The 15,607-nt window shown below is 68.6% G+C and carries 20 protein-coding genes; 14 read left to right on the top strand and 6 right to left on the bottom strand.

Annotated elements, in window-relative coordinates:
- Positions 1 to 135: 135 nt before the first annotated feature.
- Positions 136 to 1,464, top strand: coding sequence for a M20 family metallopeptidase (locus IB225_RS16210; RefSeq protein WP_192312905.1), 1,329 nt, complete (start codon positions 136 to 138; stop codon positions 1,462 to 1,464).
- A 51-nt stretch (positions 1,465 to 1,515) separates the two neighbouring features.
- Here IB225_RS16210 and IB225_RS16215 read toward each other — a convergent pair whose 3' ends face one another.
- On the bottom strand, positions 1,516 to 1,899 hold the full coding sequence (locus tag IB225_RS16215) for a YchJ family metal-binding protein (protein WP_192312418.1): 384 nt from the start codon (positions 1,897 to 1,899) through the stop codon (positions 1,516 to 1,518).
- 103 nt (positions 1,900 to 2,002) lie between these two features.
- Entirely contained in the window at positions 2,003 to 2,608 is a 606-nt protein-coding gene (gene folE, locus IB225_RS16220; RefSeq protein ID WP_192312420.1) for a GTP cyclohydrolase I FolE, read from the bottom strand.
- A gap of 242 nt (positions 2,609 to 2,850) precedes the next feature.
- Between folE and dcp the strand changes: the two genes are divergently transcribed.
- The 3 genes from dcp to IB225_RS16235 all read left to right on the top strand — a co-directional run bounded on the left by dcp (position 2,851) and on the right by IB225_RS16235 (position 6,804).
- The gene (dcp, locus tag IB225_RS16225; protein ID WP_192312421.1) at positions 2,851 to 4,998 is read left to right on the top strand and encodes a peptidyl-dipeptidase Dcp; all 2,148 of its coding nucleotides are present in this window, start codon (positions 2,851 to 2,853) and stop codon (positions 4,996 to 4,998) included.
- A 161-nt stretch (positions 4,999 to 5,159) separates the two neighbouring features.
- Positions 5,160 to 5,543: a hypothetical protein gene (locus tag IB225_RS16230; RefSeq protein WP_192312422.1), complete on the top strand. Its 384-nt coding sequence runs from the start codon at positions 5,160 to 5,162 to the stop codon at positions 5,541 to 5,543.
- 58 nt (positions 5,544 to 5,601) lie between these two features.
- Positions 5,602 to 6,804 carry a glycosyltransferase gene (locus IB225_RS16235; protein WP_192312423.1) on the top strand — a complete coding sequence of 401 codons (1,203 nt, stop codon included), beginning with the start codon at positions 5,602 to 5,604 and terminating at the stop codon, positions 6,802 to 6,804.
- Here the strand turns inward: IB225_RS16235 and IB225_RS16240 are convergent.
- Entirely contained in the window at positions 6,786 to 7,712 is a 927-nt protein-coding gene (locus IB225_RS16240; protein ID WP_345776633.1) for a LysR family transcriptional regulator, read from the bottom strand. The genes IB225_RS16235 and IB225_RS16240 overlap by 19 nt on opposite strands.
- A 123-nt stretch (positions 7,713 to 7,835) precedes the next feature.
- Here IB225_RS16240 and IB225_RS16245 point away from each other — a divergent pair, with 123 nt between their 5' ends.
- Complete coding sequence (locus tag IB225_RS16245; protein ID WP_192312424.1) at positions 7,836 to 8,513, top strand: type 1 glutamine amidotransferase domain-containing protein; 678 nt, start codon at positions 7,836 to 7,838, stop codon at positions 8,511 to 8,513.
- Positions 8,513 to 8,818 (top strand): putative quinol monooxygenase, encoded by a 306-nt coding sequence (locus IB225_RS16250; RefSeq protein WP_192312425.1) that lies wholly within the window; start codon positions 8,513 to 8,515, stop codon positions 8,816 to 8,818. Before IB225_RS16245 ends, IB225_RS16250 begins: the two co-directional genes overlap by 1 nt.
- On the opposite strand, the gene IB225_RS16255 is transcribed toward IB225_RS16250, so the two are convergent.
- Complete coding sequence (locus tag IB225_RS16255) at positions 8,815 to 9,711, bottom strand: LysR family transcriptional regulator (RefSeq protein ID WP_192312426.1); 897 nt, start codon at positions 9,709 to 9,711, stop codon at positions 8,815 to 8,817. The two genes, IB225_RS16250 and IB225_RS16255, sit on opposite strands and share 4 nt — an antisense overlap.
- Positions 9,712 to 9,812: 101 nt before the next feature.
- On the opposite strand from IB225_RS16255, the gene IB225_RS16260 reads away from it, so the two are divergent.
- Positions 9,813 to 10,199, top strand: coding sequence for an Atu4866 domain-containing protein (locus tag IB225_RS16260; RefSeq protein ID WP_345776634.1), 387 nt, complete (start codon positions 9,813 to 9,815; stop codon positions 10,197 to 10,199).
- Positions 10,200 to 10,226: 27 nt separating this feature from the next.
- Positions 10,227 to 10,715 carry a nuclear transport factor 2 family protein gene (locus IB225_RS16265; protein ID WP_192312427.1) on the top strand — a complete coding sequence of 163 codons (489 nt, stop codon included), beginning with the start codon at positions 10,227 to 10,229 and terminating at the stop codon, positions 10,713 to 10,715.
- A 65-nt stretch (positions 10,716 to 10,780) separates the two neighbouring features.
- On the opposite strand, the gene IB225_RS16270 is transcribed toward IB225_RS16265, so the two are convergent.
- On the bottom strand, positions 10,781 to 11,332 hold the full coding sequence (locus IB225_RS16270; RefSeq protein ID WP_192312429.1) for a YdeI/OmpD-associated family protein: 552 nt from the start codon (positions 11,330 to 11,332) through the stop codon (positions 10,781 to 10,783).
- 142 nt (positions 11,333 to 11,474) lie between these two features.
- On the opposite strand from IB225_RS16270, the gene IB225_RS16275 reads away from it, so the two are divergent.
- The 4 genes from IB225_RS16275 (at position 11,475) to IB225_RS20565 (ending at position 13,692) form a co-directional block, all read left to right on the top strand.
- Entirely contained in the window at positions 11,475 to 11,903 is a 429-nt protein-coding gene (locus IB225_RS16275; RefSeq protein WP_192312431.1) for a hypothetical protein, read from the top strand.
- Between the two features lie 70 nt (positions 11,904 to 11,973).
- Complete coding sequence (locus tag IB225_RS16280; RefSeq protein WP_192312433.1) at positions 11,974 to 13,017, top strand: lipid A deacylase LpxR family protein; 1,044 nt, start codon at positions 11,974 to 11,976, stop codon at positions 13,015 to 13,017.
- Between the two features lie 69 nt (positions 13,018 to 13,086).
- On the top strand, positions 13,087 to 13,557 hold the full coding sequence (locus tag IB225_RS16285) for a LuxR family transcriptional regulator (protein ID WP_192312435.1): 471 nt from the start codon (positions 13,087 to 13,089) through the stop codon (positions 13,555 to 13,557).
- Between the two features lie 3 nt (positions 13,558 to 13,560).
- Positions 13,561 to 13,692, top strand: coding sequence for a hypothetical protein (locus tag IB225_RS20565; protein ID WP_255527988.1), 132 nt, complete (start codon positions 13,561 to 13,563; stop codon positions 13,690 to 13,692).
- A gap of 34 nt (positions 13,693 to 13,726) precedes the next feature.
- Here IB225_RS20565 and IB225_RS16290 read toward each other — a convergent pair whose 3' ends face one another.
- Positions 13,727 to 14,227 carry a M48 family metallopeptidase gene (locus IB225_RS16290; protein WP_192312437.1) on the bottom strand — a complete coding sequence of 167 codons (501 nt, stop codon included), beginning with the start codon at positions 14,225 to 14,227 and terminating at the stop codon, positions 13,727 to 13,729.
- A 68-nt stretch (positions 14,228 to 14,295) separates the two neighbouring features.
- Between IB225_RS16290 and IB225_RS16295 the strand changes: the two genes are divergently transcribed.
- Positions 14,296 to 14,844: a DUF2058 domain-containing protein gene (locus IB225_RS16295; RefSeq protein WP_192312439.1), complete on the top strand. Its 549-nt coding sequence runs from the start codon at positions 14,296 to 14,298 to the stop codon at positions 14,842 to 14,844.
- A 66-nt stretch (positions 14,845 to 14,910) separates the two neighbouring features.
- Entirely contained in the window at positions 14,911 to 15,606 is a 696-nt protein-coding gene (locus tag IB225_RS16300; protein ID WP_192312441.1) for a class I SAM-dependent methyltransferase, read from the top strand.
- Position 15,607 lies beyond the last annotated feature (1 nt).

Consider the following 15,607-nt stretch of genomic DNA (forward strand, 5'->3'; position numbering starts at 1 on the left):
AAGCCGTGGTGCGGCTGTAGGAGGGGCTTCAGCCCCGACGCTGTCTGCGATGGCATCCGGTCGTGGCTGAAGCCCCTCCTACAACACCCCATCATTGCGGTTAGCATCGCCGTATCCCGTCCGGAGTCCGACATGATGCGCCATGCACGACCGCTGATCGTTTCCCTGCTCGCCGCCACGCTGTGCACGGCGCTTCCCGTCGCGGCGCAGGATGCCGCCACGCAGCGTCCCGAAGTCGCCGCCGCCGGCAAGGCCCTGCAACAGCAGGTGGTCGATTGGCGCCGGCATTTCCACCAGCACCCGGAGCTGTCCAATCGCGAAGAGCAGACGGCCAAGCGCGTGGCCGACGAGCTGCGCAAACTGGGCCTGCAACCGCGCACCGGCATCGCGCACCACGGCGTCACCGCGGTGATCAAGGGCGGCAGACCCGGTCCGCGCATCGCGCTGCGTGCCGACATGGATGCGCTGCCGGTGACCGAACGCAACAGCCTGCCATTCGCGTCAAAGGCAACGGCGACCTATCGCGGCGAGACCGTCGGCGTCATGCACGCCTGCGGCCATGACGCGCATACCGGCATCCTGCTGGGCGTGGCGAAGGCGCTGGTCGGCATGAAGGACACGCTGGCGGGCGAGGTGCTGCTGGTGTTCCAGCCGGCCGAGGAAGGCGCGCCCGCGGGCGAGGAAGGCGGCGCGGAGTTCATGCTGAAGGAAGGCGTGTTCAAGGAGTTCAAGCCCGAAGCGGTGTTCGGCCTGCACGTGTTCTCGTCGATTCCGGCCGGCCAGATCGGCGTGCGCCAGGGACCGCTGATGGCGGCATCGGACAGCTTCACGCTGAAGGTCATCGGCCGGCAGACGCACGGCTCGCGGCCGTGGGGCGGCATCGATCCGATCGTGGCGATGGCCGACATCATCGGCACCACCCAGACGATTGTCAGCCGCCGCACCGACATCTCGAAACTGCCGGCGGTGGTCAGCTTCGGCGCCATCAAGGGCGGCATCCGCTACAACATCATCCCCGATGATGTGGAAGTGGTCGGCACCATCCGCACGTTCGACGACGGCATGCGTCAGAAGATCTTCGCCGACCTGAAGAACGTGGCCACAAATGTGGCCGCCGCGCATGGCGCGAAGGTGGAAGCCAGCGTGCCCGACAACGACGGCAACCCGGTCACCGTCAACAACCCGGAGCTCACCGCCCGCATGCTCCCCAGCCTGCAGGCGGTGGTCGGTGCGGACAACGTGATCACCCCGTCGCTGCAGATGGGCGCCGAAGACTTCTCGTTCTACGCGCGCGAAGTGCCGTCGATGTTCTTCTTCGTCGGCAGCACCGCCAAGGGCATCGATCCCGTCACCGCCCCCAGCAACCACTCCCCGGAGTTCATGCTGGACGAAGCCTCGCTTGATGTCGGCCTGCGCGCACTGCTGCAGGTGACGCTGGATTATCTGGAGAAGCCGAAGGGCTGAGTATCTGCGGCATCTCCTTCTCTCCGCTTTGCAGGGAGAAGGAGACAGGCTTCAGCGGTGCTCGCCATCCACGTACAGCCACCGTCCGTCGAGGCGGACGAAGCGGCTGTGTTCCTGCATCCGCACCGCGCTGCCGCCGCCGATGCGGTAGCGGGCAACGAACGCGACCTCGGCGGTGTCCGGACCGGTGATGCGGTGCGACTTCACGGTCAGCCCCAGCCACACGGTCTTCGGCGCACCCGGCGCGTCCAGGCCCAGCTCGGCCGGGCGCGTATCGGGATGCCAGGTGATGCGCAGGTAGTCGGCATCGCCGACCACGAAGGCGCTGTAGCGCGAGCGCATCAGCGCCTCGGCATCCGGCGCGGCTTCACCGGCGTGGTAGCGGCCGCAGCAGGCGGCGTAGTCGCGCTGGGTGCCGCAGGGGCAGAGGGTCATGCCTGGATGCCTCCTGTGGGAGCGACGTAAGTCGCGATCGGCCTCCGCGGTGCGTCATCGCGACTTGCGTCGCTCCCACACCTGCACCTGACATCGGCGTGCGTCAACGACGCCCGTGACCCGTCTCGATGAAGCGCAGGAACTCGGCGCGCGTGCGCGCGTCCTCGCGGAACGTGCCCAGCATCTTGCTGGTCACCATGCTGACGCCGCGCTTGTGCACGCCGCGCGTGGTCATGCATTCGTGCGCGCCATCGACCACGACGGCCACGCCGCGCGGCTGCAGGACGTCCTGGATGCACTGCGCGATCTGCGCGGTCATCTTCTCCTGCACCTGGAAACGGCGCGCGTACACGTCCACCACGCGCGCCAGCTTGCTGATGCCCACCACCTTGCCGTCGGGCAGGTAGCCCACGTGCGCGCGGCCGATGATGGGCGCCATGTGGTGCTCGCAATGGCTTTCGAATTCGATGTCGCGCAGCACGATCATCTCGTCGTAGCCGGCGACTTCCTCGAACGTGCGCGCCAGGTACTCGCGCGGATCCATCTGGTAGCCGCTGAACCAGTCGCGGTACGCCTTGGCCACGCGCTTGGGCGTGTCCAGCAGGCCTTCACGCGTGGGGTCCTCGCCCGCCCATTCCAGCAGCACGCGCACGGCGTCCTCGGCCTGCGCCTGGCTGACCTTGCCGGGTTTGTCGTCGGACTGGCTCATCGGATGGATTCCTGCGGGGGGCGTGGAGGATAACGCATCTGTCTTTCCGGCCCTCTACGGCGCATGCCGCCCCGCGGATGCGGGCCGAGCCTTGCCGGATGCGGCGGATGGTGGCACCACAGGCGCCGGCCCGCCGTCCGGCACTCGCCAAGCCGCGCGTGCAGGCGCACGCTATGCGGCGGTCCACCACCGTGACGGGCGATCCCGTCGAAGTCCCTGTCGTCCCGTTCCGGAGCCTCTCCATGCTGCGTACGCTGTTGCTCTCCTCCGCCATCGCCGTCGCCCTGTCTGCCTGCGGCGACCGCCCTGCTGCCGAATCCACCATGCCCGCCACCGCCGCCACGCCCGCCCAGGGCGAGAATCCCCTGCTCACCGCCAGCGCGCTGCCGTTCCAGGCGCCGCCGTTCGACAAGATCAAGGACGCCGACTACCAGCCCGCGATCGAGGAAGGCATGCGCCAGCACCTCGCCGAGGTGCGCACCATCGCCGACAGCACCGAGCCGGCCACCTTCGCCAACACCTTCGAAGCGCTGGAGCGCAGCGGTACGCTGCTGACCCGCGCGACCACGGTGTTCTTCGCGATGACCGGCGCCAACACCAATCCCGCGCTGCAGGCCGCCGAAGAAGCGCTGGCGCCGAAGCTGGCCGACCACAGCGACAGCATCCACTTGGATCCGAAGCTGTTCGCCCGCGTGAAGTCGGTCTACGACCAGCGCGACACGCTGGGCTTGACGCCCGAGCAGAAGACCGTGGTCGAGCACACCTACGACGGCTTCGTGCGCGCCGGTGCGCAACTGTCCGACGCCGACAAGGCCGAGCTGCGCAAGCTCAACAGCGAGGAGTCCTCGCTGACCACCGCGTTCGGCAACAAGCTGCTGGCGGCGGGCAATGCCGGCGGCGTGTTCGTCACCGACAAGGCGAAGCTCGACGGCATGGACGAAGGTGCGATCGCCGCCGCGGCCGATGCCGCCAAGGCCGCGGGCAAGGATGGCCAGTGGCTGCTGAGCCTGCAGAACACCACCCAGCAGCCGGTCCTGGGCTCGCTGAAGGATCGCGCGCTGCGCGAGCAGGTGATGGCTGCCTCGCTGGGCCGCGCCGAGAAGGGCGACGGCAATGACACCCGTGCGACGATCCAGCGCCTGGCCGAACTGCGCGCGCGCAAGGCGCAGCTGCTGGGCTTCCCGAACTACGCCGCCTACAGCATCGACGACCAGATGGCCGGCACGCCCGAAGTCGCGCTGAAGCTGCTGACCGACACCGTGCCCGCCGCCACCGCGCGTGCACGCGCCGAGCTGGCGAAGATCCAGGGCGTGGTCGACGCGCAGAAGGGCGGCTTCACCGCCGGCGCCGCCGACTGGGACTTCTACGCCGAGCAGGTCCGCAAGGCCGAATTCGACCTGGACGAGTCGCAGATCAAGCCGTACTTCGAACTGGACCGCGTGCTGAAGGACGGCGTGTTCTTCGCCGCGCACGAGCTGTACGGCATCACCGCGAAGGAGCGCAAGGACATCCCGGTCTACCACCCGGACGTGCGCGTGTTCGACATCATGGACGCCGACGGCAAGCAGCTGGCGCTGTTCTACCTGGATCCGTTCAAGCGGGAGAGCAAGCAGGGCGGCGCGTGGATGGGCAACTTCGTCGAGCAGAACGGCCTGACCGGCGACATCCCGGTGGTCTACAACGTGGAGAACTTCACCAAGCCGGCCGCCGGCCAGCCCGCGCTGCTGAGCTTCGACGACGTCACCACGCTGTTCCACGAGTTCGGCCATGCGCTGCACGGCTTCTTCTCGAAGACGCAGTACCCCAGCGTGGCCGGCACCAACGTGCCGCGCGACTTCGTCGAGTTCCCGTCGCAGTTCAACGAGCACTGGGCGCTGGACCCGAAGGTGTTCGCCAACTACGCCAAGCACCACAAGACCGGTGAGGCGATGCCGCAGGCGCTGGTCGACAAGATCGTCAAGGCCCGCACGTTCAACCAGGGCTACGCGACCACCGAGTACCTGTCGGCGGCCCTGCTCGACCTGGCGTGGCATCTGCTGCCGCCGGGCGAAAGCAAGCAGGACGTCGACGCGTTCGAGAAGCAGGCGCTGGCCAAGTACAAGGTGGACATCGCCGCGGTGCCGCCGCGCTACCGCACCAGCTACTTCAGCCACATCTGGGGCGGTGGTTACGCGGCCGGCTACTACGCCTACTTCGGCGCGGAAGTGCTCGACCACGATGCCTTCCAGTGGTTCCGCGAGAACGGCGGCCTGACGCGTGAGAACGGCCAGACCTTCCGCGACAAGGTGCTGTCGATCGGCCATTCGCGCGACCTGGCAACGGCCTACCGCGAGTTCCGCGGCAAGGATCCCAGCGTCGAACCGCTGCTGGAGCACCGCGGCCTGAAGTAAGGCCACGCGGCACCCGCAACACGGAAGAAGGCCCGCGCAAGCGGGCCTTCTTCTTTCCGCCGTGCATTCGCGCGGACGAGGACCGATGGTTTGTCCTACACGGATGTACGCCCTAGAGTCGGGTGGCATCGGACAACAGGACTGCCAGAGGATCACGCGCGATGACGCACAGCTCTCTCCTGCCAGTCGGCTTGCTGATCTTCATGCTGACATCCGTCACCACCTGCGCGGGTGCGGCGCTGGAACCGGACTATTCCCGCAACGCCGTGCAGCCGGTCGTGGTGCAGGCGGTTGATGACGACAACGTGCGGATCCGCTTCGTCTCGCCGCCGGAAAGCCTCTACTACGCGGCCGGCGTGTCTTATCGGACGACGGATAATGCGTTGCAGGTGGTGATCGACCGCTGCCCCATCCGCGGCGACTGCACGACGATGGTGAAGGGCACGCGTCTGGATGACGCGGGTACGGTGGAAGTCAGCCTGCCGTTCCGCAGCGAGCGCCTGGTCATGATCCACGCCGACGGCACGCAGCCGCTCCTTCCCTGAGGTCCCGGACCGCCTGCCGCTTCACTGCACGGGGATCCCGCGTGCGTATCCTCCGCGCATGAAGCTGCTGATCATCACCTACGGCACCGAGGGCGATACGCGTCCGCTGGCCGCGCTCGGTCATGCGGTGGTGCGGGCCGGACACGAGGTCGAGCTGCTGGGCGACGCCAGCACGCTCGGTGTCGCGCAGGCCCTGGGCATTCCCGCTCAGGCACTGGCCGGCGACATCCGCGCGACCATCGCCGCCGACGGCGCGATGCGCGACATCACCCGCAACCTGGCCAGGCTCACCATCGAGCACAGCGGCGACTGGCTGCGCCAGGCGATCGACGCCGGTCGCGGCTGCGATGCCGTCATCGTGTCCGGGCTGGCGGCCTTCGTCGGCCTGTCGGCGGCGGAAGCGCTGCGCGTGCCGGCCATCGGCGCGATGCTGATTCCGATCTCGCCGACCTCCGCCTTTGCGTCGCCGTTCCTGCCGTTCACGCCGCCACGCCTGTTCAACCGCGCCAGCCACACGCTGTTCGGGCGCTTGAGCTGGCAGCTGTTCCGCAAGGCCACCAACGCGGCGCGTGCGCAGGCGGGATTGCCGCCGCGACGCACGCTGTGGACCGACCACCCGATGCTGTACGGCGTGTCGCCCGCACTGGTGCCGCGCCCCACCGACTGGCCGGACAACGCGCATGTCTGCGGGCAGTGGATACCGCCGCTGGCGACGACGTTCGCACCGCCGGACGACCTGCGCGCCTTTCTCGATGCCGGCGAACCACCGGTCTATGTCGGCTTCGGCAGCATGGCCGGCTTCGACAACGCGAGACTGGTGGACGCCGTGGTTGGTGCACTGGGTTCGCGGCGCACCCTGTTCAACGCAGGCTGGAGCGGCATCGACACGACACAGCTACCGGCGAACTTTCATGCCATCGGCCACGTACCGCACGACTGGCTGCTGCCCCGCTGCGCGCTGGCGATCCATCACGGCGGCTCGGGCACCACGCATTCCACGTGTCGCGCCGGCATCCCGTCGGTCATCGTGCCCTTCGCCGGCGACCAGTTCTTCTGGAACGCGCGGCTGCGCGATGCCGGCGTGATGCGGCATGCGTTGAAAGGCGCATCGATCACCGCGTCGGCCCTGCGCGATGCGGTCGCTTATGCCAGTACGGACACTGCGCGCGAGCACGCATCCATTCTCGGCCACGCCATGCGTCACGAGGATGGCTGCTCTACCGCCGTAGCTCTGGTGAAACGTTACGCGATGCCGGGCTGAGGCTCGGCGGCGGCGCTCCCTGCGTCTTCCAGCAGGAAATCCCGCAGCAGGCGCGCACTCGGTCCGATGCGACGGCCGTGAACCAGGAAGATCTCCAGCGGCGCGGTCTCGGCCTCGGGCAGCACGCGCACCAGATCGCCGGACGCGATCGGCGCCGCCGCATCGTACGCAGGCAGGCGTGCGATGCCTTCGCCGGCCAGCACGAACGCCAGCCGCGAGGCCGCGCTGTCGGTGACCAGATCGCCCTGTACCGGCACGTCGATGGACGCGCCGTCGAGGCTGACGCTCACCGACCGCAGGCTGGGCGGATAGACCACCCAGCGATGCTGGTCCAGCTCGGCCACCGTCGTCGGCGCGCGATAGCGGCGCAGGTACGAAGGCGCGGCGCACAGCAGCGTCGGCTCGCGCACCAGTCGGCGCGCGACCAGGTCGGAGTCGGCGAGCGGCCCGGCGCGCACGGCCAGCTCGATGCCCTGCTGCACCAGGTCCACGTTGGCATCGTTCATCGCCACATGCAGGCGGATCGCCGGATAACGGCGCCGGAACTCGAGCAGGGCCGGCAGGATGCGCTTGTTGCCGAAGTGGTGCGAACAGGTGATGCGCACTTCGCCGCGCGGTTCGGCGCGCAGCAGTTCCATCCCGCGGATGCCGTCGTGCGCTTCGTCGAGCAGGCGCTCGCAGTGCACGCGGAACGCCTCGCCCGCGGGCGTCAGGCTGAAGCTGCGCGTGCTCCGCTGCGCCAGCGGCACGCCGAGCTTGGTTTCCAGCACGCGGATGTGGTGACTGACGACGGCGCGGGTCAGCCCCAGCGCGCGGGCGCCGGCGGCGAAGCTGCCGCTGCGCACGACCGTGGCGAAGACCGCCATGGCGCGCAGTTCGTCCAGGATGGGGGACGGATGATGGCTCACGGCCCGATTGTCATCTCTGATTTGACAATGCGTCAATCACGGCGGTGCTACTCGCCCGCCTGGCATGCGCCTACTGTTCTTTTCGCCCGGAATCGCCGGGCTTACCGAACGAAGGAGTGTGTCATGAGCGTCAAGCATGTCCTGTTTGTTGTGACAAACGCCGGCACGATCGGCCCGCACGACCGCGCCACCGGTTTCTTCTTCCCCGAGATCGCGCACCCGTTCGAGGTGCTGGACCACGCCGGCATCGCCGTCGAGTTCGCCTCGCCGCTGGGCGGCCTGACCCCGCACGACGGCTTCGACGGCAACGACCCGGCGCAGGCCGCGTTCCTGGACAGCGCCGCGTTCCGCCGCCTCAACCGCAGCCGCAAGCTCGCCGAGGTCGACGTACTCGACTACGACGCGGTGTTCTTCCCCGGCGGCCTGGGGCCGATGGTCGACATCACCGGCAATCCGGACGTGCAGGCGCTGGTCCGTCGCGCCTGGGACGCCGGCAAGATCGTGTCCGCCGTCTGTCATGGTCCGGCCGCCCTGCTGGGCGTGACCCTCGCTGACGGCACCCCGCTGGTGCGTGGCCGCCAGATCACCGGCTTCTCCACCGCCGAGGAAGACGGCTACGCCCGCGCCGACGTGCCGTTCGACCTGGAAAGCGCCCTGCGCGAGGAAGGCGGCGTGTACGAATCCGCGGAACCGTGGCAGCCGAACCTGAAAGTCGACGGCCGCCTGATCACCGGGCAGAACCCCGCGTCGGGCACGCTGGTCGGCGAAGCGATCGTCGCGGCCCTGCGGAGTGCTTCGTGATGGAGGCGTCGACGACGATTACCGTGGTTGCGCGCTGGCGGGTCAAGGAAGGCCACCTCGACGACGTGCTCGCGCATGTCGCCGAGTTGCGCACCGCCTCGCTGGAGGAACCCGGCTGTCTGGAGTACGCCGCGTTCCGGTCGATCGAGGCAGCCGACGAGCTGCTGCTGGTCGAGCGGTACCGCGACGCGGCCGCAGTCGACGCGCATCGCCAGTCGCCGCACTACGGCGCGCTGGTGGTCGAACGCATCCTGCCACTGCTCGCCGACCGGCGCGTGGAGCTGCTGCAGGCGCCGAGTGCCTAGACGCTGTCGTTGAAGGCGCGCACGTGCGCCACCAGCGCGCGCAGCTTCGGCGGCGGGTTGTGCCGGCTGGGGTAGTAGAGGAAGAAGCCCGGGAACGCCTGCACGTAGTCCAGCAGCACGGGCACCAGCGCGCCGCTCGCGAGCCAAGGCAGGAAGCAGTCTTCGGGCGCGAAGGTGATGCCGCCATCGGCCAGCGCCGTGCGCAGCATCACGTGCAGGTCGTTGGTGGTCACCTGCGGCGCCACTTCCACCGCGAAGGCACGCCCCGCATCGCTGAACTCCCAGCGATGCGGCGCCACCTCGGGCGCCCGGCGCCAGCCGATACAGCGGTGCGCCACCAGCTGGTCCGGATGCGTCGGCGTGCCGTGCCGCTGCAGGTAGGCCGGCGATGCCACGGCGATCTCGCGCTGGGGGCCGCCCACCGGGATCGCGATCATGTCCTGCTCGATCACTTCGCCCAGCCGAACGCCGGCATCGAAGCCGGCGGCGACAATGTCGAACTCTTCGTCGGTGACGGTCACGTCGAGGGTGATGCCGGGATAGGCCTCGGCGAAGCCCGCCACCAGCGGGCCGGACAGGAAGCGCTCGGCGATGGAGGTGACCGCCACGCGCAGCAGGCCCCGCGGCGGACCCTCGCCGAGTGCACCTTCCAGTGCGCTGTCGATCGCGGCCAGCGGCAGGGCGGTCTGGTGATGCAGGCGTTCGCCGGCTTCGGTCAGGCGCACGCTGCGGGTGGACCGCTGCACCAGCGCGATGCCGACGCTGTCTTCCAGCCGGCGGATGGCCTGGCTGACGGCCGAACGGGTGACGCCCAGCCGGTCGGCAGCGGCGCGGAAGTTGCCCGCGTCGGCCACGGCATTCAGTACGCGCAGCAGGTTGAGGTCTGGCTCCATCGTCCAGTGATGCTAACCAATCTGGTTAGCGGCGGGTGGATTCTCTCGACAGTCGCCAGGACCTACGGTGGTCACACCCCCCACGTCTGGAGATGACCCGCATGACTTCCCGCTCCCCCGACACACTGCGCCGCCGCGCCTTGGGCGCTGCGCTGGCCCCGACCCTCCTCGCCGCCACCAGCCTGGGCGCCACGGAATCCGGCACGCCCGCCGCCGCGCCCCATCCCTACGTCGGCATGTGGGTGACCGACGATGGCCGCGTCCGCCACGAACTGCTCCCCAACGGCCGCTACGACGAAGCCCGCGGCCGGCGCGAGAGCGCCTACCAGGGGCGCTACACCGTCACCGGCAACCACATCGACTACGTGGACGATACCGGGTTCATCGCCGACGGCGAATTCATCGACGGCGTGCTGTACCACGGCGGCATGGTGCTGCGCCGCGCCGCCGTGCCGAAGCGCGCGGACACGCTCCGCGATACCGATTGATCCGGCCGCACACCACGGAGACCGCCTATGTCCGCACACACCGTCCGCCGCCTGCACAGCCTGCCCGGCCTGATCGCCGTCGCGATGCTCAGCGCACCCGCACTGGCCACAGACACCGCGTCTTCCACGGAACAGGAGAACACCGCACGGACCCGCGCGGCGTTCGATGCCTGGCGCGCGGGCACCGGCACCGTCTTCGACCTGCTCGATCCGCAGGCCGTCTGGACCGTCGCCGGGCACAGCCCGGTGTCCGGCACCTATCGGTCGAAGCAGGTTTTCATGGACCAGGCCGTCGCACCGATCACGGCCCGCCTGGCCACCCGCATCACACCGGAGGTGAAGCACGTGATGGCGCAGGACGACGCCGTTGTCGTGCTGTGGGACGGCACGGCGACCACCGTCGAGGGCGGCCTCTACCGCAACAGCTATGCCTGGCACATGGTCTTCGACGAGGGCCGCATCGTCCGCGTCACGGCCTTCCTCGATACCTGGGCGCTGCAGCAGTTGATGGAGTGACCACGGAAGTACACCGACAATGCCGGGGCGGACCGGGGCGTCGCAACGACTGAGGACTGACCGCGTCAGTCCGCTGCGACCGGCGCGCCCATGTTGCCTTTGCTGTACATGCCGGAGCGGTCGAAGCAGCACGCGCGGCGCTTGCCCGACGCGAGCATGTCGCAAGCCGAGGCGATGCGTTTGACGCGCGTCTCGGCCTTCTTGCCCGAGGTCATCCAGTGGATCCAGTCGCGGCGCGCGACCGGCGTCAGGCTGCTCCAGATCGCTTTCGCTTCGGGCGCGGCGGTGAGCGCCTTGCGGATATCGGGCGGCACGGTGGGTTCGGGTTCTTCCTTCACCGGCGCGATCGCCAGCTCGACGGTGTCGCCGGCCGCGACACCGGCGGCTTCGCGCAACGCCTTCTCGACCTTCAGCCAGTGGCTGCCCTCACCATCAGGTTCCAGCGTGGCCCGGAATGGCTGGCCGGCGAACGTGCCCTCCACCGTCGTCATGCTGCGCGCCGGCAGCTTTGCGCTGGCGATCTTCGGCAGTACCAGGAAGGTCCACGCGGCGCCCTTCGGTTCGGCCGGGCGTCGCAGGGTCGCGCTGAAACGGATCGGGGCGGATGTCGGGCTCATGGCGGGCGATGGTAACGCTGCCGGGGCGGTCGCGTTGTGCAGGGTTCCGGCTTGTGAACAGCGTGCATCCACGGCCATCACGCGATGTTTCCGCCCGCCTGCCTAGAACGGACATCTCCCCCGATGAACCGAGGAGCCGACCATGCCCCAGATCCAGCGGTATGACGACATGCCCCGTCACGCGGTCGATGTGGTCGCGGTCGATCCCGCGCTGCTCAACTTCGGCATCGACGTCTTCCAGGCGGTGATGAACGGTGCGATGCCCGTCGGCGAGTACGACGGCGACGACCTTGCTTGCACCGGCATGAACGTCATCGCTCGCCAGATAGGCGGCCACGGACTGACACTGGAAGAAGAAGCCTCGCTGGTGCTGCGCGTGGTGGCGTTCGGCGATCTGGTGAGCCAGGCCGAAGGCGACAGCCGCATCGCGGCGCACATCGGTGTCTCCGCCGACGGCTACCAGATCACGCCGGCCTTCCTGCATGCCGCGGCGAGTGCCGACATCGTGCGCCGCATGGACGGCGGCTTCGGCTACGACCTCGACAGCGTGGCGGCACGCCTGGTGCACTGACGCGCATGCGGTCTTCACGTGGGGGCGGACACCATGTGCCTACCCCCACGTCCCCAGGCCAGGTGTCCTGATGCTGTCGCGCGCACGGATCGCAAGCCGCTTCTTCGCTCTCTCCGCTCTCGCTTCCACCGCGGCCTTCGCCGCCGACCAGTGCGAGCAGCGCACGGATCTTCCGCCCACGGTCAACTTCCGCGTCGACAACGACCTGTTCGGCAACCAGGACCAGGGCTACAGCAATGGCGTGCAGCTCACGCTTGTGTCGCCCAACCTGACCGACTACACCGACGACCCCTGCCTGCCGCGGCTCGCCCGTTGGGTGAACGGCTATCTCAACGCGCTGACGCCGGAAGGCTTCGAGCAGCAGAACATGGTGGCCACGTTCGCGCATGCGATCTTCACTCCCACCGACTTTACCCGCAGCGACCTGATCGTCGATGACCGCCCGTACGCGGCGGCGCTGCTGGTCGGGCTGGGTTACAACGCCCGCAACGGCGATCACCTGCGCACCACGCAGCTGCAGTTCGGCATCGTCGGCCCGTCCGCGCGAGGCGAGCAGGTGCAGAACGAAGTGCACAAGATGCTCGGCGACGAGCCCTTCCAGGGCTGGGACAACCAGCTGCGCGACGAGCCGGTGTTCCGCATCGTCCACGAACGCATGCGCCGCTTCTCGCCGGAAGAGAAAGGCACCTGGGGCTGGGATGCGATCACCCACTACGGCGGCAGCCTCGGCAATCTTGCGACTTACGCGAACGCCGGTGCCGAACTGCGTTTCGGCCGCCACCTGCCGGACGACTTCGGCAGCACGCCGCTGCGCCCGGCCGGCGAAAACACCGCGCCCACGCGCAGCCGCTCACCCGGTGGCCCGGTCGGCTTCCACCTGTTCCTGACCACCGATGCGCGCTGGGTGCTGCGCGACATCACCCTGGACGGCAACACGTGGAAGGACAGCCACAGCGTGGACAAGAAGGCCTTCGTCGGCGAAGTCGGCGCGGGCCTAGCGATCACCAAGGGCCGCTGGAAGTTCGCCCTGGCGCGCTACTACCGTAGCCGCGAGTTCGAAGGCCAGCAGGAAGCGCCGGTGTTCGGCAGCTTCACCATCAGCCGCGCGCTGTAACCACCGACTGGACAGCGTCATCGCCGCGGTGGCATCGTCGCCGCGCGGTCCTGTCCACACGGAGGTTGCATGAAGACGTTGTTCGCCACCCTGTTTGCACTGCTCACGCTGCACGCCGCACCCGCCTTCGCCGCATCACCGCTGGTCGGCCGCTGGGCGCTCGACATCGCGTCGTTGCCGATGCCGCCCGAAGCGCGGCCGAAGAGCGTCACGCTGACGTTCGCGCAGCCCGACGCCGGTACGTGGCAGACAGACATCCAGATCATCGCGCCCGATGGCGGCAAGATGGATTCCGCCGCCACGCTGTCGCTCGACGGCACGCCCGGCAAGGTCACCGGCAGCTACTGGGCCGACGTGGGCACGGCGAAGATGCCGGCACCGAACGTGGTGGTGGTGCAACTCGCCTACCAGGGCACGCCCTCGTCCACCCGCATCTATTCGGTGAGCGTCGATGGCGCCACGCTGACCGAGACCAAGGCGTTCTTCACCAAGGACGGCCAGCCGGTGCTGCAGACGACGACGTTCAAGCGCCTGCCGTGAAGCATGGCGGAGTTTCTTGCGCTGCTGGCCCATCCGTCGTTGGTCTTGCTGAACCTGTTTTTCGTGCTCGCGCTCTTCATGGTCGGCGCCATGGCACTCGAACGCTTCTTCCCGCGCAGGAAGAAGGCGTTCTGACTCGACCGCACGTCCTGCGCCCCGCGCCACGACACTAGCTGTCCACGTCGCGCTCCTTGAGCGTCAGATACAACCGCAGATCGAACTCCAGCTGGTGGTAGTCCGGCTCCATGTGCGTGCAGAGCTGGTAGAAGGCCTTGTTGTGGTCGGCTTCCTTCAGGTGCGCGAGTTCGTGCACCGTGATCATCTTCAGGAAGTCGGCGGGCGCATCGCGGAACACGGTGGCGATGCGGATCTCGCGACTGGCCTTCAGCCGGCTGCCCTGCACGCGCGACACCGTCGTGTGCGTGCCCAGCGCGTGCTTCATCACCTGCAGCGTGCTGTCGTACACCACCTTGCCCAGCGGCACCGAGCGGCGCAGGTACTGCTCCTTCAGCCCCTGCACGTAGTCGTACAGCTGGCCGTCGCTGCGCACCGCGTGCGGCTGGGCGTACTTCTTCGCCAGCATCGGCGCCAGGCGGTCCTCGGCAATCAACGCGCGCACGCGGGCCTGCAGGTCCTGCGGATAGCCGGCGAGGTACTTCAACGGGTCCATCGAAGGCGGGCGATGACGGCGTAGCGGGCGAGTATGATGCCGCGAAATCACCACGAAGCACGTACGACATGGCAAAGGGAAATCCGCTGCAGGAGCAGTTGCTGAAGGCCGGGCTGGTCAAGAAGTCCAAGCTGGCCGAGGTTGCGCGCGAGCAGAACAAGGCCCGCCACGGCAAGGGCCCGGCCGCGCCCAGCGAGATCCAGCGCGACGCCGAGCGCGCACGCGCCGAGAAGGCCGAGCGCGACCGCGCGCTGGAAGCCGAACGCAAGGCGCAGGCACGCACCGCCGAACTGCGCGCGCAGGCACGCCAGATCATCAGCGACCGCAAGGTGCCGCGCACCGGCGAGGTGGAGTACCGCTTCACCGCCGATGGCGCCATCCGCACCGTGCTGGTCAACGACGACCTGAAGAAGAAACTCGCTGCCGGTGTGCTGGTGATCGTCCAGTTCGACAACCGCTACGAGCTGTTGCCGCGCGTCGCCGCCGAGAAGGTGCGCGAACGCGACGCCCGCCTGATCGTGCTCGACCACGGCCAACCGGCCGACGCCACGGCCAGCACCTCCGAGGACGACGCCTACTACGCGCAGTTCAAGGTTCCTGATGACCTCATGTGGTGACATCGGGTCGCCACGCCGGGCTTGACGACCCGTGTAGGGTGGAATGAGACCCCCGCGGAGACCGCCATGCAGCAGCACGAACTCGATGCCCTCTTCGACCAGCAGGCCGCCGGCTACGACGCGCGCTGGGTGCGCATGGCGCCGATCCGCGAGAGCCTGCTGTTCCTGATGGAAACCGTGTTTGCGGGACTGCCGGAAGACGCGCACGTGTTGTGCGTAGGTGCGGGTACGGGCGCCGAGATCGCGCACTTCGCGCGGCGCTTCCCGCGCTGGACCTTCGTCGCGCTGGATCCATCCACACAGATGATCGCCGCCTGCCGCGCACGGGCCGAGCGCGAAGGCTTCGCCGACCGCTGCCAGTTCCATGCCGACCTGGTCGACACGCTGCCGGAGACGGCCGCCTTCGACGGCGCCACCTGCCTGCTGGTGTCGCAGTTCCTGCTCGATCCCGCCGTGCGCGCCGCGTTCTTCGCGTCGATCGCGCGCCGGCTGCGCCCGGGCGGCACGCTGGCCTGGGCCGACCTCGCCTGGGATACCGACGCACCCGATTACCCGGCGATGCTGAGGCTGTGGATGGAAACGATGTCCGGCGCCGGCCTCGACGATGATGCGCTGGAGCAGATCCGCGCCAACTACGCCCGGGACGTGGCCATCCTGCCGCCCGACCGCGTCGCCACGCTGGCGCAGGCCGGCGGCTTCCTGCCTCCGCTGCGTTTCCACCAGGCCGGGATGATCCACGGATGGTGCGCACGCACCCCTTGAT

Origin of the sequence: Pseudoxanthomonas sp. PXM02 (assembly GCF_014851805.1) — a bacterium.
GTDB lineage: Bacteria > Pseudomonadota > Gammaproteobacteria > Xanthomonadales > Xanthomonadaceae > Pseudoxanthomonas_A.